This window comes from uncultured Cedecea sp. (assembly GCF_947498825.1).
Taxonomy (GTDB): Bacteria; Pseudomonadota; Gammaproteobacteria; order Enterobacterales; family Enterobacteriaceae; genus JGM124.
Genome location: NZ_CANMLV010000006.1, coordinates 102,329 through 121,655 on the forward strand (window position 1 = coordinate 102,329; position 19,327 = coordinate 121,655).

Genomic DNA, 19,327 nt, shown 5'->3' on the forward strand with positions numbered 1-19,327 from the left:
GCATTATATGTCTATCCGCTCTATCACTCCCGTTGACGTGAGTCGCTTTTATTTTCGGCAGAACACGAATCGCGTTGCAACTAATCATTCACGTAATTCGAGTAAAATAGCGGAGTCAACAATTATTAATCTGCAAGATGAAATAAGTTCCGCTAGCGAAGAAATAAGCGACATCTTTAGTGTGTTTGGTCGATTTAGTAAAACCGGACGCAGAAATGATGGTGCGGAAAATGACTTTGTTTCATCAATACTCGAAGATAAGGCTGATGAAAAATTAGGAACTATCGTCAAGAATATTCATAATTTACGGAATCTGGCTAAATTTTTAACTTTTTCCAGGAGTCTTTTTCCTAATGATAGCGATCTTATGTTGGCGCTACGAGAACTTCTATTAAGCCGTCAATTATCAGAGTTACAAAAAAAGATAATTAGAGAGTCGATACATGAGTTAGAGAAGTTTTGTGATAGCGGAAAGATGAACTCAGGCATTAATATTGGTCAGCTTGCAAAACGTTTTAGTAACAGAAAATGTGGGGTTCCAGTCTCATCTAAAGAGTTACGTAATAGTTATTTGCGTTTTCTTGAGCTAGACATTCCCGCAAGTTTGATATATCAAGACTGGATTGATGAGTTTGGGTGCGAAAATCGTACGCGTTTACTTTCTTTCACACTATCGGCATTAGTTGCCGATATGAAATCCAATGTTCCTGGCATACATTTTGATGAATTTGGCCCCTTGAGTTCAAAATTATCTGATGCACGAATGTTGCATACTCTTGATCAGTTATTACTTGAACATTTTAGTAATTTTTCCTTTTATGAAAAGCTAAAAAGTACTAATGGTATCATCGTAGATGAGGGAGTCATAAAGCTATTTATGATTGGTCTGACAGACAGCCATGCTTTTGAAAAAGAGTTGTCATATTTTCATCAACAGTATATGTCTGAACTTTTGATTAAACAAAAAGCGACTGCCTGCCAGGCATTTCGTAATGTTTACAACGTTACTCCTGAGAATTTATATATCTATCCGAAATGTCGACTTTTTATTCAAGATTATATGTCCTCATTGATGCTTTCAATGCATAAAAAAGAAATGAATAATATCCACTGGTAGAGATAATATTTTATCGAAAACCAATCCATGCTATGTTTGATTAATGTTTTAGGTTAAAATGCTGCAAAATTTTATCTCACAAATTAGAACCAGACCTGAACTTATTATTCTGGTAATAATGATTATGGTTGTGGTAATGTTAATTATTCCATTACCCACTTTTTTAGTTGATTTTTTAATCGGTCTTAATTTAACAATAGCTCTATTAATATTCCTTGGGTCATTTTATATTACCAAGATTCTTGACTTCTCAACATTCCCATCAATATTGTTAATTAGTACTATATTTCGGTTGGCAATTTCTATCAGCACAACGCGCTTAGTACTGGCAGACGCTGATGCTGGAGAAATTATCACAAGTTTTGGTGAGTTTGTTATTGCAGATAATTTGGTTGTTGGTTTTGTTATTTTCTTTATTGTTACAATTGTACAATTTATCGTTATTACTAAAGGTTCTGAACGTATTGCAGAGGTTGCAGCCCGGTTTTCTCTTGATGCTATGCCCGGTAAACAAATGAGTATTGATGCTGATTTACGAGCTGGTGTTATCGATGAAGCAGAGGTTAAACGGCGGAGACGCGATTTAGAGGCTGAAAGCCAACTCTATGGAGCTCTCGATGGGGCAATGAAGTTTATCAAAGGTGATGCTATAGCTGGAATCATTATCATCTTTGTTAATTTGTTAGGTGGTATTACAGTCGGTGTTTTTCAGCATGGTATGAGTTTGTCACGTTCTATGTCAGTCTTTACTATGTTAACAATTGGTGATGCTTTGGTTGCTCAGATCCCGGCTCTTCTTATTTCGATCAGTGGTGGGTTGATTGTTACACGGGTTAATAATAATGAAAATAATAACCTTGGCGCAAAAATACTTCGGGATTTATTCTCCAACAAATTTATCCTTGTCATTACGGCAATACTTTCTATTGCGCTTGGCTTGCTGCCTGGATTTCCATTTCCAATATTTGCCGTGCTGTCTGTATTATTTTTGGCTGTATTTTTTCAGCAAAAAAGGACCGAAAAAAGAGGGAGGAATTCAAGTAGTGATATACAGAAAGAAAATGATCAGGTTGAAGAAAAAAATAAACCTGTAATGATTGATGGTCAATACATACCAGAAACGATACCACTGATTATAACGGCCTGGAAAGGTTATGAATCATATTTTGAAGAAAATAACTTATCATCATTGTTGAAACGGAATTTCTTTGTTGAATATGGTGTCAGATTACCTGATGTGGTGATGCATTATGATAATGATGTTGAACATGGCAAGCTATCGGTAGCAATTAATGAAATACAGGTTGCGACATACCAGGTTATTCCCGGAATGTATAAAGTATTAATGAGAGGAGAGGAACTACAAATTCTTGAGCCAAGCGTAAAAGTAATTGATACACCGAAAGGTGATACTTATTGGTTGCCAGAGAATTTGAATAGTAAAGCTCATCAGCTAGGTTTCTATACCAGAAGTTCTATCGATGAATTTTATGCCTGCGTTTCAACATTATTAGTACATAACATTTCGGAATTCTTTGGTATTCAAGAGACCAAAATACTATTGGATGATCTTGAGATAAAATACCCAGAGTTACTCAAAGAGTGTTATCGTAGTAATACTGTCCAACGAATTACTGAAGTTTTTCAAAGATTACTTCAGGAACGAATTTCTATTAGGAATATGCGCCTTATTCTTGAAGCTCTGGTCCAGTGGGCGCCTAAAGAAAAAGATCCGATCATGTTGGTTGAGCATGTGCGAGGTGTACTGGCACGCTATATTTCTAATCGTTTTTCTACTAAAGGAATAATTAGAACATTGGTGATGTCACATGAAATGGAGAGTGATATCCGTGCAGGTATTAGACAGACATCAAATGGAACATTTATTAATCTTGCTCCTCCTGAAACGGAAAACATTATCAGGCAGTTAGAGTCAACATTAAGCATTAATGGTATTGATGCACGGGATATTATTTTAATGGTATCTCTTGATATTAGACGTTTTGTTAAAAAGATAGTTGAAGGAACTTATCCTGAAATGGAAGTGCTCTCTTTTGGAGAAATTTCTACAGGCGTTAAGGTCGATGTTATTGGTTCACTTGATAAATAAAATGAGGTGTTTATGAAGTATGATTTAGTCTCTCTGTTGTCGGCAATGTTAAAAAATGTTGGAATGGATAATATCATTGATAAAAATTTGAGTAATCATTCAACAATTTCTTTAAACATGAAAGACGATATTCCAACTATTCATATCAAAAATGATAATGACCAAGTGTGGGTATGGGCAACGTTATGTGATTATAATGTTTCAAATCTATCTTATTTCAGCAAAAACCTTTTTCCTATTATGTTTAATTATAATGAAGAAGTTTTCTATTGTGGACAGCCTTGTTTATATCCGATTGAAGGAAATCTAGAGTTACGCACGCAGGTTAAAGATGAATATTTAGCGTCACCAGAGGTTTTTTTAGTATTCCTAGATCACTATCTTACTATTTTACAAGACTATCGTATGGTTCTGGTCTGAACACATGGAGTGATAGTATGACCGATCATTGTTTTGTTCATCTCGCACACCCTTTACGAATTCAGGGAAATATGATAGAGGCTCATTTGCCTGGAACGAAAATTGGCGAAGTCTGTGAAGTACAGCGTTCTATTCTTGAACCCGAAGTGATAGGTATCGCACAGGTTATCGGTTTTAACAGGGAGTACACCCTGCTGAGTTTACTCAATGATAATCAAGGCTTCTCCCGGGACAATGTCTTGTTACCAACAGGAAAACCATTTCAAATTGAAGTCAGCAATGACATGAGGGGGGCAATTATTGATGCGACAGGTACGATTCGAGGCAGGCTTGACGATAATTCGCCAGAGATAATAACAACAGGAAGTACCCTGGAAGTCACCGGCTCACCGCGTGATTTTTCACAACGTAAACCAATAACAGATCCTTTAGCTACGGGGGTTAGATCTATTGATGGTTTGCTAACCTGTGGGCAGGGACAGCGTATGGGAATATTCGCTGCAGCAGGCTGCGGTAAAACATCATTAATGAATATGATAGTTGAGCATTCGGAAGCCGATATCTTCGTTATTGGCTTAATCGGTGAGCGTGGAAGGGAGGTGACCGAGTTTATAGAAGAGTTACGCCAGTCTTCGAAGTGTTCTCAAGTGGTTATGATTTATGCTACGTCAGATCGTTCCTGTGTTGAACGCTGTAATGCCGCGCTGATTGCATCGACTGTTGCAGAATACTTCAGTAGGCAGGGGAAGAATGTAATACTTTTTATTGATTCAATTACTCGATATGCCCGAGCGTTGCGAGATATGGCATTGAGTATGGGCGAATTACCTGCTCGTAGAGGGTATCCGGCATCCGTTTTTGAAGCATTGCCCAAATTGCTGGAACGTCCAGGGCGATTTATTGATGGTTCAATTACTGCTTTCTATACGGTATTGATTGAAAATGAAGAAGAATCAGATGTTATTGGAGATGAAGTTCGTTCAATTCTGGACGGACACATCTACTTAAGTCAAAAACTTGCTTCACGCGGACATTTCCCTGCAATTGATATTTTACAAAGCACCAGTCGTGTTTTCCAAAAAGTAACAGCAAATGATCATCAAGAAGCAGCGCTGCGTTTCAGAGATTTTTTAGTTCGTCAAAAAGATATGCAGCTTTATCTTGATCTGGGGGAGTATCGACGCGGTGAAAATATCGACAATGATTTAGCATTTGACAAAAAAGAGCCGATGGAATTTTTTCTTAAGCAAGATATGAACGAATACTCAGATATACACTCTTGCCTGGATAATCTTTATGGATGCGTGGCGTAATGGAAAACAGTTTATTTCTCTACTGGAACGTAAACAGGATATTTTAAAAGGAAATATTGCAAGAACTGAAAATAAAATTGCGGCGATAAAAAAAGAGATAAAAAAACATCAGCAGGAACAGCAATATATAAATCAGCAAATAAAGTCACTCACTCCTTCAGGAAGACTGACACGTGCAGATATTTATAAAGGGATAAGACAGCAGGGGGCATTATTAATACATCTTCAAATAATCATTCATAAAGTGACACAACTTGAAGATGAACAATATAAACAGCAAAATATACTTGATAGTTATCGTTCAGCTATGCAGCAGTTAGATAAACGATACTATAAATTGACGTCATATATAAAAAAGCAAAAGAATATCTATTATCGTCGTTGTGATAATAATGTTGAAAATGAGGCACAAGAGGTGGCTGTTTATGATAGAAAAAAAATCTGAAGTGATATCAGTTCTCACATCTTTCAATGAAAAAGAGTGTGAGGAACGTGATTTTTTGAACAGCCTTTATAAAAAAAGAAAAGATCAAAAAAACGGTCACGGCGAAGATATTAATGCCAGGATATTCAATGTTATTCCTGAATTATATCATAAATATATGTTCCCTGATGATCGAGGTAAGCCGTCTGTTACTAAACACGATTGGTCAGGCGTTCAGAATATTATGCATCAAATGAATCAGGACAGACAGCAACAGATTTTTTTCACAACGATGTCGAAAATAAACGAAAACGATACTAACTTGAAAGAGGGGATAGCATCATCAAATTTGCGTACTACCACAGCAGCAGAGGTTGCCGTGGTGGATAACTCTGAAAAGTTAACTGACGTGGCGGGAGATGACTCCAAAGAATTAAATATAGAAACAATGAAAACGCAGGTATCCACTGTTCCACTGAAAAATGATGTGTTGTCAAGTCGGCAAGAACCAATGAGACCACGTCTGGAAACACACAGATCGCAAAGATTAATATCTGATAAAACATCAAAAAATAATATAAGCATGGTAACTAAGTCCGAAGAAATACAAAAAAAATCATTTAATCTCGATTATCCATTTTCACGCTGGCCGGGTGAACGTTCAGTGAAAGTCTCTATCCCTGTGGATATAAACGCTTCCAGGCATTTGACTTTACTTCCCTCAGATTTTCATGCTGCAGAGATGTTATTACGCCAAGCAGGTCAGTTAAGTGGGTTTACTACTGAATTATTGCATCCACAGCAAGAAGATGAAGAATCTGAAAAAAAACAAACTCGAGATGACAGGGAAGAGGAATAAGAATGAGTCTTCGATCTCAATTGCGCTTGAGTGATTCAAGATATATGAAGCTTATCCGAGCGTGCCATGCCTATCCTGGACGTGAAATCGTTGAGACTCAAGCTGAGACGTGTTACTTGCAATTACTGTTAGTTGATGATGGTGATTGCCAGAGGACAGCATTTTTCAGTATTGATCTCTGGCTTCAAAATATGAATAGTCATTTACCTGACATTCCATGGCAGCAGGTACCAGCAGATTATTTAATCCGTTGGCTAAATACATTGCAGTTAAGTTTCCTCATTGAAGGTTCAATGTGGACTGTTGCTAATATTTGCCAGCCAGAACTATCTATTCCTGGGCGATTATTAGCCATTACAGCAGAGCCATGTAACGTATTATGTACTGACTGGCCAAGTGATTCGCAAGAGAAAGGTGGACTGGATATAAACTTTACACAGTTGCCATTAAATTTACGTTATGTATTAGGGAAAAGTCAGGTTGAACTCTCTGCGTTAGTGGATCTGATGCCAGGCGATCTGCTGATGATAAAACAGCCCTCATATTATCTGGCCATTGGAAAATGTAATTTATTTGAATTTAGTTATCAAGGAAATGATGAGGTCATAGTGGAAAATTTTATTTACGATAGTCAGTTTTCAGAACATGCAGAAGAAGAACATTTATTGAACTGGAGTAATTTACCTGTAGATATAGAGTTTGTCTTAGATAATAACACTCTCACTCTGGAAAGTTTGAATAATATTAATGTCGGTAGTACCTTACCAGTGAGTGCGGGTGCAGAACAAAAAATAAAAATTTATCTGAACAGAAAGTTTTTCGCAATGGGGGAACTCGTTGCACTGGAAGGTGGTGGTTTAGCCGTAGAGGTTAGTCAAATAAATATGCGTCCGGAAAATGGAATGAGTGATCCTGATGCTAAGTAATGATATTTCGTTAATTGCATTATTATCTTTTTTCTCACTGCTTCCATTTATTATTGCAGGGGGGACTTGCTTTATTAAATTTTCTATCGTGTTGATCATGGTACGTAATGCATTAGGCATTCAGCAGGTTCCTTCTACAATAACATTAAATGGTATAGCATTAATGTTAACTGCTTTTGTTATGATGCCAGTATGTCATAAAATATCAAATTATATTGAGTCAAATAACATTGACTTTAATAAAAGTGATTCAATTGTGCAACTCATGGATAATGGACTAAGTAGTTATCGTGAGTATCTTGTTCAATATTCTGACCATGAGCTGATTCGTTTTTTCAATAAAGTGCAACAGCAAACCACAGATGATCAAGAAATTATGATTGAAGAACATGAGTTGAGCTCATTATCTTTAATGACATTGATGCCAGCTTATGCTCTCAGTGAGATACAAAGCGCCTTTAAAATCGCTTTCTATCTTTATGTTCCCTTTGTTGTTATTGATATGGTGATATCTAGCATACTTCTGGCTTTAGGGATGATGATGATGAGCCCTATAACAATATCAATTCCAATAAAACTCATTCTATTTGTTTCGATGAATGGCTGGAGTTTACTGACTAAAGGACTGATTGCACAGTACTCGGATCTGATGACAATATGAACAACATATTATTTATAGGTAACACAGCATTAATTGTGGTATTGAAACTCATTGCTGTGCCTATTGCATTTGCAACAATCGTAGGGATTATAGTCGGCTTGTTTCAAACTATTATGCAAATACAGGAGCAGACATTGCCTTTCGGTCTAAAAATGCTGGCGGTTTTCGCCAGTATTTTTATGTTAATTGAATGGTTCTCTGCGGAACTGATGACTTTTGCTACTATGGCGATGACAATGGCGTTTCGCTAAGCATGGTGAATTTATGTCTTTTGTCATTTATTATTTAAGTTTTCAAAATAACGTTGCCATTTTTGCTATGGCTTATGCTCGGTTGGCTGTGGTTTTTTATATGCTACCAGTATTGGGTGAACGAGTCTTATCAGGGCTGGTTATAAAAAATATCCTGATTTCTTTGACTATAATGGGTCTCTGGCCATACTTTCAGGTGGTTATTTCTCCGGAACAAGGTTGGTTTATTTTACTAATAAAAGAATTTGTTGTTGGGCTAGCCTTGGCGATGACACTATGTGTTCCCTTCTGGATTGCAATTAGCGTTGGAGAGTTACTGGATAATCAAAGAGGTGCAACTTTAAGTGATAGTCTTGATCCCGTTAATGGTGGACAAGGTTCTGTTCTGTCTGGATTTATGAACTTTGCTTTTGGAGCCCTGTTTTTTATCAATAATGGTATTCAACTTATTTTAGAATCAGTGATTGAGAGTTATAAAGTTTTTCCCCGAGGAGGGGAGCTATTAGATTTTCACTGGCAAGAATTAGGTTTACTTCTGATGGTTACTGTCAAAAACAGCCTGATGATGGCGGCACCAGTTTTGATTGTGATGATGGTATCTGAAATTTTGTTGGGCATCTTTGCGCGTTACTGCCCTCAGTTAAATCCATTTTCTATATCACTCACAATTAAAAGTTTTATTGCATTTGTTGTTTTTTTATTATACGGATTTAATTCTCTGTTTGATCAGTCTCTACAGATATTTTCTATAGTTTCATTAAAAAATTTTCTCTCTTAAACGGACCTCATTCTCATGGCAGAGAAAACAGAAAAGCCCACGGGTAAGCGACGGAAAGATTCGGCAAAGAAAGGGCAGACCTTCAAAAGCAAAGATCTAATAACGACAATCTGTTTGCTTTTTAGCATTTATTACATTACCCACTTTCTAAGTTTTAAAGAATTTATAAAGTTGTACTCAATTACTATGCAGCATAACCTAAAAATCAACATCAATGATTTTTTGTTAGAGTTGGTGCGGGTTTTTATTATTACCGTATTACCCGTTATTGTTATTTCTAGTGTGATGAGTATAGCAATGACTTTACTGCAAACTCGATTCTCTATTGCAACTGAAGCGATAAATCTGAATTTTAAAGCACTCAATCCTGTGGAGGGGATGAAAAAAATATTTAACATTAGAACGGTAAAAGAATTAATAAAATCAGTGCTTTATTTGGTGGTGTTTGTAGTAACTGGTTATGTTTTAATTCATAATGACCTGAAGAAAACATTATCTGTGGTATATGGTGATTTGAATGACTTGATTACTCAATGGTTAATTCTGGTCTTTAATGCGGTTATCACTTTTATTATTTGTTCACTCGTCGTATTAGTCGCTGATTTTATAGCAGAGTATTTTCTGCACTTCAAAGATCTCAAAATGGATAAACATGAGGTTCAGCGTGAACGAAAAGAGAGTGATGGTAATCCGGAAATTAAAGGTGCACGTAAACGTATCCATCAGGAGATTCTTTCAGGTGAAGAGATGTCGGCTATCAGAAATTCTGAAGTCGTCATGGCGAACCCAACACATATTGCTGTTGCAATTTATTTTAATCCTGAGGTTGCCGCGCTGCCTTTCATTGCTCTTCGCTCGAGTCATCAGAAAGCCAGAGCTGTAATAGCCTATGCTGAGAAAATCGGTATTCCGGTTATTCGGGACATTTATCTGACACGTAAAATTTATAAGAGCTATCGGCAGTACAGTTTTATTTCTCTTAATGATGAACTACTTATGAAGATAATGGATGTTCTCATCTGGTTACGTCAGGTAGAAACTGTAGGTATGGAGTCAGTATCACTTTCTCCATCTGATACAGGTCCGGTTAGCATATCTGATTCTGAGGGCAGCGATCATCGGTCAACGATAAATAATAAACCATAGATATCATTAGGGGAGTACGTTTTTTTTGTATTAATTATTCTAACCAGTCAGTATGATTTTTATGTTCTTCACTGTCTGCATTCAAGTTAGGAAATTTTTTGGTATTTAAAATAAATAGTGTAAGAGGTAAGAATGGATAACAAGCATATGTGCGACACACCAGGTAACGAAGAACATTTTAATGATGAGAATGATGTTATTCAATATTCTGATAGTTTACTGGAAGCTATTCAGAATGGAGCCACACTGAAGGATGTGAATGGCGTCTCAAACGATACTATGAACGATGTTTATAAATTAGCCTACGATTTCTATCATCATGGAAAACTTAATGATGCTGAGTCACTCTTTAGATTTCTCTGCATATATGATTTTTATAATCCGGAATATGCAATGGGATTAGCTGCGGTCTATCAACTTAAAAAGGATTATCAAAAGGCTATTGATTTTTATGCATTAGCTTATTCTCTTTCAAAAGATGATTATCGTCCCATGTTTTATGCCGGGCAGTGTAATTTAATGCAACGTCGTTCTGTGCAGGCTCGCAAATGTTTTGAAATCGTTGTGAACAGATGTGACGATGAGGTATTAAATCAACGGGCCAGTACCTATCTTTTAGCTCTCAATGAAATAAATAGTGAAGAAGTCGAGGATGGGCCAACAGAAGAAACAAAAGAGGATATATGAATGAGCATTCACGTTGAAAGTTTTGACTATATCAATAATAACCAGGCTGAATTTGAAATTAATCAGCTAAAAAAACAAAGTGAACAGGCAAAGCGTTTTGTCAATCCAGCGATAAAAGACCATCCCCAGTTAGGTAATATTAAAGATGCTTTACAAGTATTACAGCCCAAACAACTTATTAGCATATTGGAAAATACCAGAGATGCAATAAGTGGAAATAGCAGTGCTGTTAATATAGCTCGTCAAAATATGCCTGTATTAACGGAACCGGCTGCCGATACCAATAATACGGCAACGAATTCCTCAGCTCAAATGGTGGAGTTATTAAGTAGAATAAGTCAATTAGTCACCGATAGTTCACTGAATAAACAATTAATTCAGCTTAATAGCTATAATGCCAGTATGGCCGGAGCTGTGAATAGTTATTCAGAACTTGCAGCAGAGTTAGAGTTACAGAGTGAGCAGTGGGCGAATAGTTTTGATGCCCTAAAGCAAGCTCAAGAAAAATCTGCTCAACTTGAGAAAGAGGTTAAGTCTGCCGAGTTTGATCTGAAAAGTAAGCAGGCAGCATTGAGTAAATTAGAATCTCAGGCTCAAGGACAAGACCCAGTGTCATCAGAATTAAATAAACAAATTGATGATGCAAGAAAAGAGGTGATAGCTGCTCAAGGCACCGTTGATAAAAAAATTCAAGCATTAAATCAGCATACTCAGAATGTCTTAAATCCGGCAATCAAGGCCGAGACCGCCTCCCGACAAGCACTGAATATGACATTAGAAAAATCCCGAGAACTGACAAATACCCTGTCTGCACAGCAACAAAGTACAATAGAAAACCAGCGAAAACAGAATGATCAGCAATCGCATAGTTTAACTTTTCTTATGGCATTAATATCTCAGCTGATTGATCAGAGCGCGAGTAATAACCTTAAAGCTACTGCAGAACTTAAAATGAAGTTATCCGAAGCAGCAGCAAAAGATTCAGAAAAAAAAGCGCAAGAGTATGAGGAGAGCGTTCGTAAATCAGAAGAAATGCAAAAAGTTATGGGTTGTATAGGCAAAGTTCTGGGGTGGGTGATTACAGTAGTAAGTTTTGCTGCTGCAATTTTTACTGGTGGTGCATCTCTGGCATTTGCCGCAATCGGTCTGGCATTGGCGATAGGTGATGAAATTAACCAGGCGGTAAATGGTGTTTCATTCATAGCTCAAGCGATGAAACCACTAATGGAATCTGTTATTCAACCTATGATGGAGTTACTTGGTAGTGTATACGCGAAGATCTTGGAGTCTGTTGGTATTGATAACTCTACCGCTAAAATGATAGGACAAATTATGGGGGCAATAGCTACAGCGGTAATAATGGTTGCGGCTGTGGTTGCCGCTGGGAGTCTCGCGAGTAAATTAGCCAGCACAGTTGCCAAAAAAATTGGCTCTAATGTAATTGATAAAGCCATGAACAATATTGTTGGTGACGTACTCAAACGAATCGGGCAGGGTTTGGGAGGGGCTATGGGCATGCAAGAAGCCAAAATAGCACAATTTGGCGTACGTACTGAAATGGCGCTGTCCGCTGCTACTACAGCAAATACAGCAATTCAAACGACAGGAAACATTATTACTGCAGATATGAAGGTTGATGCTGCAAAAATCAAAGCTGCTTTATTAAATAATACAGCATTACAAGATCTTCTTAATGAAATGCTAGAACGTGCCGTAGCGTCTTTTACAGCACGAATAGAATCAACTGATTCAATTATCAGGAATATATCGTCAATTGCAGAAAATAATATGCAAACGGGACAATATGTTACCAGGAAAATGAGCACTGTTGCAGGATGAAAACTTCCACACTACTTACAAATAGGAATATAACTTATGACTAATATCGCTATTTCAGATAGCCATAATTATGCTATTCAGCAAACACAGAGAAATAACATTGTAAAATTATCCGAAGATGATAATGCCCCTCCGTTAACTACTGATGTAAGATCTTTTGTTACATTAGCGACACAGCCAGGGATGATGGGTACTATTCTTCATGATCAAAGTGTGATGTTTAATATCAATACACTACCGGCTTTATTAACGCCACCTGTCGGACGTGAGAAAATTGACTCAGAGCAGAAGGATGAGTTGATGAGTTTAATTACGAAGATGAAAGGTGGAGATATTAATAAACTGGAACGTGCTGCCGCATCAGCGGCAATGGTTTTTAATGCACAAATAAACCCGCATCAAACAGCCAATAGCACTGCTATTGGGACTAAGGCTGCACCGGTTTCTTCTTCGTCGACAGCACCTGCTACTGATGCTACACACGCCCGGACTCCTGTAGAAGGTGGAACAGATATCACTGCGGCTGATGCTTCAGGAGGGCAGTTCATCAATATTACGGGGGATATAAAAAAACTTGAATTGAGTAATTTGTTCACACGCGTTTTAACAGCTCAAGAAGGTCAATTTTTGAATGCTTCCGCGAAGGCGAGTATGCGTGCTGTTGAGGCAGCGGATCGCTCAGGGAATAAACTCATTGATGCCGAGAAGCAGCGTATGACCGGTGCGATCACTTCTGGTTCGCTTGGGCTTGTAGGCCAGGGAATAACCAGCACTCGCACCATCAATGCTCTGAAAACTGAGTCAAAATCTATTAATAATAATCTTGCTTCGGCATCCCGCATGGAAGCCAAACTTGGTACCCATCAGTCTTCAATCGCTTCATCCACAGATAATCTGTTGCACCAAGGAAAATCATTAAGTGATACGGTCTCCGGTAAGATGGATGCAAGTGCATCGAAAATAAAAGATTTTAGTGATACCAAACGTAATGATCATAACCAGATACAGCTTAAGACGAGTCAGACGCGTGTAACGTCCGATTATAGCAATGTGGCCGTTAATTCTAGTCAGAAAGTTATTGATGGTGCATTCAATGTTGAAGCGGCTAATGAAACGAAGCAAGCAGAACTGGCTCGTGCGGATCAGAATGTAAATAATGAAATATCCAATACCCATCAACATGCAGCCAAAAAATCTGCTGAGTCTAAAGCTGCATTAAATCAAGCGATTGAAAATATGATGAACAGTAATAATAGTACTTTATCGGCTATTGCCGACAGAATACGTTAAATCTAACATAACAGGTCGGATAAAACCTGGCCTGTTATAGCAAGGAGTATTATATGTCTTCCCCATTGGAGTATCGGCCGAATATAGAGCCACCTATATTATCTTATGATGCGGATTTAAAAAAAACACCTGTGTTGAGTAATGAAAATATTGAGCCATCTCAAGAAAAACATCAAGATTTTCTTAAGGATGTTATCAAGGCATTATCCTCTCCGAAAATAGAAAATACAATTAATGATATAGAATCCATAATCGATGAATATAAGTTTAATGAAAATACTCATCATGTTAAAAGTGATAAATTATTTAATCTAATCAACGCTCTCAAAAGTAATCACATTCAATTACCTGAATCCTTTGATGGTTTTAATAATGGAAATAAGATTGCAAAAAAAAACTCTGATATATCAGATAACATTCTGAATGAGATTAGAAATCAAAAACTTTACAGAAAATCAGCGTCAGCACAATTTGTAGCATCGCCAGCTATGCTGGAAAAAGAGCATGCGGCTGACGATAAAATCACGACAAGTATGAGCTATGGTGATATATGGAAAAGAATGATTGAGACTATCGGAGTAATTAAAACAGATAGTGTCGATTTTTATGCTGATTTGCTGCACTCATACACTGAATTGTATGCATCATTCGATAAAAATATCCTGACGTCCTCTGCCGAAGCAGTCTCTGCTGGTGATGATGGTAATAATGTTTCATTTGATAAGGATAAAATGGAAAAGGGCTATGATGGATTTAAAAAAGATCTCGATGAGTTAAGTGTTGAACTCGGTAGCGTTCCCGGGTGGGAATATATGACTGAGGAACAAAAAAAACAGCAAACCGCCGCGCTAGCTCCGGCATATAAAATCGATAAGAATGGACAGATCAGTTTTGATTTAGAACAATATGAAACGGTCTCAGGAACTTATCCTACGGGAATAAAAAATGGCAAAGTATCAACAGCCAGTTATCAGGCATGGCTGACCACAATAAATGCTAGCGGGAACGCTTTCCAAAGTAACATGCAGTCTTTTGCCCAGCGTTATACGAATGTAAATAATACTTTCGATAACTTCATTAAAATTTTCAGCTCTTCAATTAGTACATTAGCGGAGAGTGCCAGAGATGTATTTAAGTCTTTGTGAAAATAAACGCATCTTGTCGCCATGTTACAATATAGAATTTCAGTAAATTAATGACTATTTTTATCTGAAGCTGGTTATCTAAGTCTACTTTAATTATTAATATTCAATTGCGCCTAACAAAATATGGAGTAAGTCAATCTACCATAAGTTATCTTTTAAAGATGTTGTGGCGCGTGAATAAAATTGAGAAAGTTAAAAAGGATTAAATTATGGTGTATATAATACCTAAGTCCAAGCCTGTTATTAGTGAGCTAATTTCAGGGCCTGTAAAATCTAATAAATCGACTAAATCTTTTCAGAGCGGCTTTGCTTCCGCTTTTACGGAAGTTACCCTTCAAGATGTCCAGCAGGATTTTATAAAGTTGCCGAGTCAAACTGATTTTTCCGATAAACTATTTGATGAAATGGTTTTACAGAATTTACCAGGTAAATGGTTTGAGAATCATAACAATGATAGGGGGGATGCAATAAGAAGTATGCTGGGAATTATTTATGACTATATTGAGCCTGAAGATTTTTCTGCTGTTGACAGGATTTTCATTGAATTTAATAAGTCAGATGAGAAATTTACGAAAGACGGGAAATGTGCGAAGGATCTGGGTTATCTATTCCAAAAATATGGTGAGTCAGCACTTAGAGCACATACTAAAGAGTATATTCAAAATTGCCGTGATGCATGGCATTATCACCACGAAACGCATAATGAAAAGATATCCGATGATGATATTTTTTTAGTGCAGATGATGGCTTGTAAGGCGGTTATTGAAACGCAAATTGAAGCGTTACGTCAGGAGAAACAAGGATGGTCCGATATCATATGCAGTGGAACGTTCATCAAGGATGCATGTTCATCATTAGCAAAAACGCTGAAACACCATAACATCAATCAGGTTAATCAACGTCCAGATGGATCTCCACTGGGTAATATATCGAAAAATAGCCCCTCATTGCCGTCTGTGTTACAACAACCTAAGACCGAGCATTCTGCTATTACTATTCCTGCGGGGAATGGTTATGTACCTGTCACTATCAATAATACAATGAATGGAGGCAATGGAACGGTTGGCGGCAATGCAGCGGGACGTGTTCCTGCATCAGAGATCGATTATGGAATTGCGTTATTGAATACACCGAATGAAGAACTGGGAAATGAAAAAGCGCGTTTGGTTGAAAAATTCATGGATTTATACTGGGGACGAGCTAAAAATGGTGGGCAGGACAAATTTGCCAATCATGTAGACAGTGTTGTTCAATGCGAGCCTCTCCCAGAATTTTCTGAGACATTGCTATCCTCGCAGACAAACCATACTGTTGGCATCTTACCACAGCCACAATTAGCCCAGGTTATTGAGCGTTTACCTTTACCGCGGCCACAATTAGCCCAAGTTACTGAGAGTTTACCTTTACCACAGCCACAATTAGCCCAGGTTATTGAGCGTTTACCTTTACCGCGGCCACAATTAGCCCAGGTTACTGAGAGTTTACCTTTACCACAGCCACAATTAGCCCAGGTTATTGAGCGTTTACCGTTACCGCGACCACAATTAGTTCAGGTTATTGAGAGTTTACCTTTACCACAGCCACAATTAGCCCAAGTTATTGAGAGTTTACCTCGGCCACTGATGGCACAAGCCGCAAGTGTCAGCGCCACACAAAAAATGGTGTCAGTTGAGCATAATATCGGCCAGAGAGCAGGTGAAGCGTCAACATCCTCGATTCTGAGTTATAATTTACAGTCTGCAGCTAACCAGGTAACAAAAGAATTATCTGGACTCCTGACTGAGATATCAGCTTCGATGAGTTCAAACAATATCCATCAGAAGACGCTGTCAGAATTAACTGCGAAAACGTTTTCTGTGCCTGAACAAAGATTGCCGCCAGCAAGCACTGAAAAAATTGGAAGGATAAAAAATATTGCTCGTTCTAATAACTCAGTGCCGCAATTAGTGACAAGATTCGAGACAATGAACACCCAACATTTGATGGATAATGAGCGAGCCACCAATAGAGAACCTTTAAGTCTGAATGATGAAAGAAATGATATTTCACTATCACGCGTGAATATTAATGAAACAGAATTTCAACCACTTAAACGAGCACCCGATACATTTAAATATTCACCGGTTTATACAACTGACAGAACTATAGATCCGTTTAGTCGTCATGCTGCTAATCTGAATGAACTGGCTAATTATCTTAATGGCCAGCCAGGAGATAAACTTAATGATGTAATATCTGACAGTAATTTTGCGAGCGGTTTATGACGCCGAAAATAACGCATGAAGATGCTTTTCTGATTGTGAAAAAAATTATCAATGAGGTTAATGGCACACCGATTAAAAATATTAATTCTGATGATAGTCTCATCATTGATTTAGCAATGGACTCAGTGGAGTTGATTGATTTTATAATTCGCCTTGAAGAATTCAATGTGACAATCCAAGAGTCAAATATATCAAATGCATTAACAGTAGGAGACATTACGGCATTTTTATTAAGGAAGTGAATTATTCTGTTTTTTACGATGCAATATAAACCCTGTGTATAAAAAAGGATATCTGTATGAGTTTATTATTTTCAGTGTATGTGAATGGTTTTAAAGATTTACCAAAACTCAGTCATGACCTGATAATCGGAAGTAAAAAAATTGCTGAAAAAGTCGCAGGTGAAATAAAGAGTGGATTTATTTCTCTTTTAAATTCAATTTCGAACTCATTTATTTCATTACAAAAAATGTTTTCTTTTTCAGGAGTGGAGAGCAAGTTTTATAACGATGATAGAGGTTCTTTATATCAGGCTGAGCCTTCATCTGCAAAAGTTGAAAATGTAACCGAGAACACCGTTGAGAATACGCGCTCACAAAACATCGGGCGAGATGAATTTAATAAAATGAAGTCGGAGATGCATGCCAAATTAAATTACTGTTTTAATAAGAAACAGGCTAATTAATTCGGTTTTTTCTAAAAGCCAGCAACTGCTGGCTTTTTGTAATATATCTGTGGATGGCAGGTGAATGAATGTATACGTCATGCTATAGATAAATGATAGCTAATAAATATCGTGGTTAAGTTATTGTTCAGGATAAACTCAGATAATTTGCTGTATAGTAGGTATCTCAGTGAGAATAAAATATGAGGTATCACTATGTCACTGCTGAAATGGCAGCAACAATTTGAATATTATCTGCGTGAACACTGGAATCATGATGACAAAGCCCATGATATTGCTCATTTACAGCGTGTCTGGAAAACGGCACAGCACATCATGACAGAAGAAGAAACCGCTTGTGATCTGGTCGTACTGACCGCCTGCTATTTTCATGATATCGTAAATTTGCCGAAGAATAGTCCCCAGCGCCAGCAAGCCTCTTTGCTAGCTGCTCGGGAAACAATAAGAATTTTACAAACGCATTTTCCTGACTTCCCCGCTGTATATTATGACGCTATTGCTCATGCTGTGCATGCGCATAGTTTTAGTGCTGCCATCACTCCTGAATCAATAGAAGCAAAAATTGTACAGGATGCGGATCGGCTGGAATCATTAGGTGCTATTGGATTAGCTCGTGTATTTTATGTTTCAGGAGCACTCGGTCGACCGCTATTTGACAGTGATGATCCTCTGGCTCTTCATCGACCAATCGATGACAGCTATTATGCTTTGGATCACTTCCAGAATAAGCTCCTTAAATTACCCGATACAATGCAAACAGAGACCGGTAAAATGCTTGCCCGGCATAATGCAGATTTTCTGATTCAGTATATGGCTAAGCTTTGTGCTGAGCTCACCGGTGATTATTTACAGGTTGATGAAACGGTGATTCGGCGCTTTTCTTAAACCAATATAGCCAGCTTGATAGCATTCAGGAGTTTGCATGGCTGATGTTCATAGCAAAGAGATCCGTAGCAAGAATATGCGCGCTATCGCAACTCAGTATACGGCGATCGAAAAACAGTTGGCTGCACTGTTGACTGAGCGTGGTATTCCATTCCGTATGCAGGATGCTTCACTTGCAGGAAAACCTGATTTTGTTCTGGAGAGTGAGCGCTGTATTATTTTTACCCACGGCTGTTTCTGGCATCAACATCACTGTTATTTGTTTAAAATGCCAGCAACACGCCATGAGTTCTGGCTTCATAAACTGAAAAACAATGCTGCCCGCGACAGGCGAAATATGACCTCTTTGGCTGCTCTGGGTTGGCGAGTTTTAGTGGTATGGGAATGTTCCTTAAGATGGAAGAAGAAACTGTCACCACAAGCCCTCACGGAACGACTGGAAGAATGGATATATTCTGGCGTATGCCATGCGGAGATCGATACACAAGGCATACACCAACTGGCTTTATAAGAAACCATATCCGACA

General features: G+C 37.8%; 20 protein-coding genes. All 20 read left to right on the plus strand.

All coding sequences use genetic code 11. The features are described 5' to 3' along the window. Positions 1-7 precede the first annotated feature (7 nt). The 20 genes from Q1A40_RS08970 (at position 8) to Q1A40_RS09065 (ending at position 19,311) form a co-directional block, all read left to right on the plus strand. Complete coding sequence (locus Q1A40_RS08970; protein WP_299999391.1) at positions 8-1,117, plus strand: HrpJ domain-containing protein; 1,110 nt, start codon at positions 8-10, stop codon at positions 1,115-1,117. A gap of 58 nt (positions 1,118-1,175) precedes the next feature. Beyond that, entirely contained in the window at positions 1,176-3,227 is a 2,052-nt protein-coding gene (locus Q1A40_RS08975; protein WP_299999393.1) for an EscV/YscV/HrcV family type III secretion system export apparatus protein, read from the plus strand. 12 nt (positions 3,228-3,239) lie between these two features. Beyond that, positions 3,240-3,647, plus strand: a complete 408-nt coding sequence (locus Q1A40_RS08980; protein ID WP_299999395.1) for a hypothetical protein — start codon at positions 3,240-3,242, stop codon at positions 3,645-3,647. Between the two features lie 17 nt (positions 3,648-3,664). Next, the gene (gene sctN, locus Q1A40_RS08985) at positions 3,665-4,960 is read left to right on the plus strand and encodes a type III secretion system ATPase SctN (RefSeq protein WP_299999397.1); all 1,296 of its coding nucleotides are present in this window, start codon (positions 3,665-3,667) and stop codon (positions 4,958-4,960) included. Further along, positions 4,944-5,405: a type III secretion system protein gene (locus Q1A40_RS08990; protein ID WP_299999398.1), complete on the plus strand. Its 462-nt coding sequence runs from the start codon at positions 4,944-4,946 to the stop codon at positions 5,403-5,405. Before sctN ends, Q1A40_RS08990 begins: the two co-directional genes overlap by 17 nt. After that, positions 5,386-6,243 carry a hypothetical protein gene (locus Q1A40_RS08995; protein WP_299999400.1) on the plus strand — a complete coding sequence of 286 codons (858 nt, stop codon included), beginning with the start codon at positions 5,386-5,388 and terminating at the stop codon, positions 6,241-6,243. The genes Q1A40_RS08990 and Q1A40_RS08995 overlap by 20 nt, the downstream gene beginning before the upstream one ends. A 2-nt stretch (positions 6,244-6,245) precedes the next feature. Next, the gene (locus Q1A40_RS09000; protein ID WP_299999402.1) at positions 6,246-7,169 is read left to right on the plus strand and encodes a FliM/FliN family flagellar motor switch protein; all 924 of its coding nucleotides are present in this window, start codon (positions 6,246-6,248) and stop codon (positions 7,167-7,169) included. Further along, a complete protein-coding gene (locus Q1A40_RS09005; protein WP_299999404.1) occupies positions 7,159-7,830 on the plus strand; it encodes an EscR/YscR/HrcR family type III secretion system export apparatus protein in 672 nt (223 codons plus the stop codon). The genes Q1A40_RS09000 and Q1A40_RS09005 overlap by 11 nt, the downstream gene beginning before the upstream one ends. After that, a complete protein-coding gene (locus Q1A40_RS09010) occupies positions 7,827-8,081 on the plus strand; it encodes a flagellar biosynthetic protein FliQ (protein ID WP_299999406.1) in 255 nt (84 codons plus the stop codon). Before Q1A40_RS09005 ends, Q1A40_RS09010 begins: the two co-directional genes overlap by 4 nt. A 13-nt stretch (positions 8,082-8,094) precedes the next feature. Next, positions 8,095-8,859: a type III secretion system export apparatus subunit SctT gene (gene sctT, locus Q1A40_RS09015; RefSeq protein WP_299999409.1), complete on the plus strand. Its 765-nt coding sequence runs from the start codon at positions 8,095-8,097 to the stop codon at positions 8,857-8,859. Between the two features lie 15 nt (positions 8,860-8,874). Beyond that, positions 8,875-10,005 (plus strand): EscU/YscU/HrcU family type III secretion system export apparatus switch protein, encoded by a 1,131-nt coding sequence (locus tag Q1A40_RS09020; protein WP_299999411.1) that lies wholly within the window; start codon positions 8,875-8,877, stop codon positions 10,003-10,005. A 132-nt stretch (positions 10,006-10,137) separates the two neighbouring features. Then, entirely contained in the window at positions 10,138-10,692 is a 555-nt protein-coding gene (sicA, locus tag Q1A40_RS09025) for a type III secretion system translocator chaperone SicA (RefSeq protein ID WP_299999412.1), read from the plus strand. Then, positions 10,693-12,531, plus strand: a complete 1,839-nt coding sequence (sctE, locus tag Q1A40_RS09030) for a type III secretion system translocon subunit SctE (protein WP_299999413.1) — start codon at positions 10,693-10,695, stop codon at positions 12,529-12,531. Positions 12,532-12,567: 36 nt separating this feature from the next. Next, on the plus strand, positions 12,568-13,821 hold the full coding sequence (locus tag Q1A40_RS09035) for a type III secretion system protein (RefSeq protein ID WP_299999414.1): 1,254 nt from the start codon (positions 12,568-12,570) through the stop codon (positions 13,819-13,821). A 53-nt stretch (positions 13,822-13,874) separates the two neighbouring features. Further along, positions 13,875-14,966 (plus strand): IpaD/SipD/SspD family type III secretion system needle tip protein, encoded by a 1,092-nt coding sequence (locus Q1A40_RS09040; protein ID WP_299999416.1) that lies wholly within the window; start codon positions 13,875-13,877, stop codon positions 14,964-14,966. Positions 14,967-15,175: 209 nt separating this feature from the next. Continuing rightward, positions 15,176-17,230 carry a hypothetical protein gene (locus Q1A40_RS09045; protein ID WP_299999418.1) on the plus strand — a complete coding sequence of 685 codons (2,055 nt, stop codon included), beginning with the start codon at positions 15,176-15,178 and terminating at the stop codon, positions 17,228-17,230. Continuing rightward, the gene (locus Q1A40_RS09050; protein WP_299999420.1) at positions 17,227-17,472 is read left to right on the plus strand and encodes an acyl carrier protein; all 246 of its coding nucleotides are present in this window, start codon (positions 17,227-17,229) and stop codon (positions 17,470-17,472) included. The genes Q1A40_RS09045 and Q1A40_RS09050 overlap by 4 nt, the downstream gene beginning before the upstream one ends. Positions 17,473-17,528: 56 nt before the next feature. After that, positions 17,529-17,915: a hypothetical protein gene (locus tag Q1A40_RS09055; protein WP_299999422.1), complete on the plus strand. Its 387-nt coding sequence runs from the start codon at positions 17,529-17,531 to the stop codon at positions 17,913-17,915. 195 nt (positions 17,916-18,110) lie between these two features. Then, on the plus strand, positions 18,111-18,800 hold the full coding sequence (locus tag Q1A40_RS09060; RefSeq protein WP_299999424.1) for a phosphohydrolase: 690 nt from the start codon (positions 18,111-18,113) through the stop codon (positions 18,798-18,800). A 37-nt stretch (positions 18,801-18,837) separates the two neighbouring features. Continuing rightward, positions 18,838-19,311 carry a very short patch repair endonuclease gene (locus tag Q1A40_RS09065; protein ID WP_299999426.1) on the plus strand — a complete coding sequence of 158 codons (474 nt, stop codon included), beginning with the start codon at positions 18,838-18,840 and terminating at the stop codon, positions 19,309-19,311. Positions 19,312-19,327 lie beyond the last annotated feature (16 nt).

Excerpts from the sequence above, each read along its gene's own strand:
- Q1A40_RS08970 (WP_299999391.1), top strand. The coding sequence starts at position 8 with ATGTCTATCCGCTCTATCACTCCCGTTGACGTGAGTCGCTTTTATTTT.
- Q1A40_RS08975 (WP_299999393.1), top strand. The coding sequence starts at position 1,176 with ATGCTGCAAAATTTTATCTCACAAATTAGAACCAGACCTGAACTTATT.
- Q1A40_RS08980 (WP_299999395.1), top strand. The coding sequence starts at position 3,240 with ATGAAGTATGATTTAGTCTCTCTGTTGTCGGCAATGTTAAAAAATGTT.
- sctN (WP_299999397.1), top strand. The coding sequence starts at position 3,665 with ATGACCGATCATTGTTTTGTTCATCTCGCACACCCTTTACGAATTCAG.
- Q1A40_RS08990 (WP_299999398.1), top strand. The coding sequence starts at position 4,944 with ATGGATGCGTGGCGTAATGGAAAACAGTTTATTTCTCTACTGGAACGT.
- Q1A40_RS08995 (WP_299999400.1), top strand. The coding sequence starts at position 5,386 with ATGATAGAAAAAAAATCTGAAGTGATATCAGTTCTCACATCTTTCAAT.
- Q1A40_RS09000 (WP_299999402.1), top strand. The coding sequence starts at position 6,246 with ATGAGTCTTCGATCTCAATTGCGCTTGAGTGATTCAAGATATATGAAG.
- Q1A40_RS09005 (WP_299999404.1), top strand. The coding sequence starts at position 7,159 with ATGCTAAGTAATGATATTTCGTTAATTGCATTATTATCTTTTTTCTCA.
- Q1A40_RS09010 (WP_299999406.1), top strand. The coding sequence starts at position 7,827 with ATGAACAACATATTATTTATAGGTAACACAGCATTAATTGTGGTATTG.
- sctT (WP_299999409.1), top strand. The coding sequence starts at position 8,095 with ATGTCTTTTGTCATTTATTATTTAAGTTTTCAAAATAACGTTGCCATT.
- Q1A40_RS09020 (WP_299999411.1), top strand. The coding sequence starts at position 8,875 with ATGGCAGAGAAAACAGAAAAGCCCACGGGTAAGCGACGGAAAGATTCG.
- sicA (WP_299999412.1), top strand. The coding sequence starts at position 10,138 with ATGGATAACAAGCATATGTGCGACACACCAGGTAACGAAGAACATTTT.
- sctE (WP_299999413.1), top strand. The coding sequence starts at position 10,693 with ATGAGCATTCACGTTGAAAGTTTTGACTATATCAATAATAACCAGGCT.
- Q1A40_RS09035 (WP_299999414.1), top strand. The coding sequence starts at position 12,568 with ATGACTAATATCGCTATTTCAGATAGCCATAATTATGCTATTCAGCAA.
- Q1A40_RS09040 (WP_299999416.1), top strand. The coding sequence starts at position 13,875 with ATGTCTTCCCCATTGGAGTATCGGCCGAATATAGAGCCACCTATATTA.
- Q1A40_RS09045 (WP_299999418.1), top strand. The coding sequence starts at position 15,176 with ATGGTGTATATAATACCTAAGTCCAAGCCTGTTATTAGTGAGCTAATT.
- Q1A40_RS09050 (WP_299999420.1), top strand. The coding sequence starts at position 17,227 with ATGACGCCGAAAATAACGCATGAAGATGCTTTTCTGATTGTGAAAAAA.
- Q1A40_RS09055 (WP_299999422.1), top strand. The coding sequence starts at position 17,529 with ATGAGTTTATTATTTTCAGTGTATGTGAATGGTTTTAAAGATTTACCA.
- Q1A40_RS09060 (WP_299999424.1), top strand. The coding sequence starts at position 18,111 with ATGTCACTGCTGAAATGGCAGCAACAATTTGAATATTATCTGCGTGAA.
- Q1A40_RS09065 (WP_299999426.1), top strand. The coding sequence starts at position 18,838 with ATGGCTGATGTTCATAGCAAAGAGATCCGTAGCAAGAATATGCGCGCT.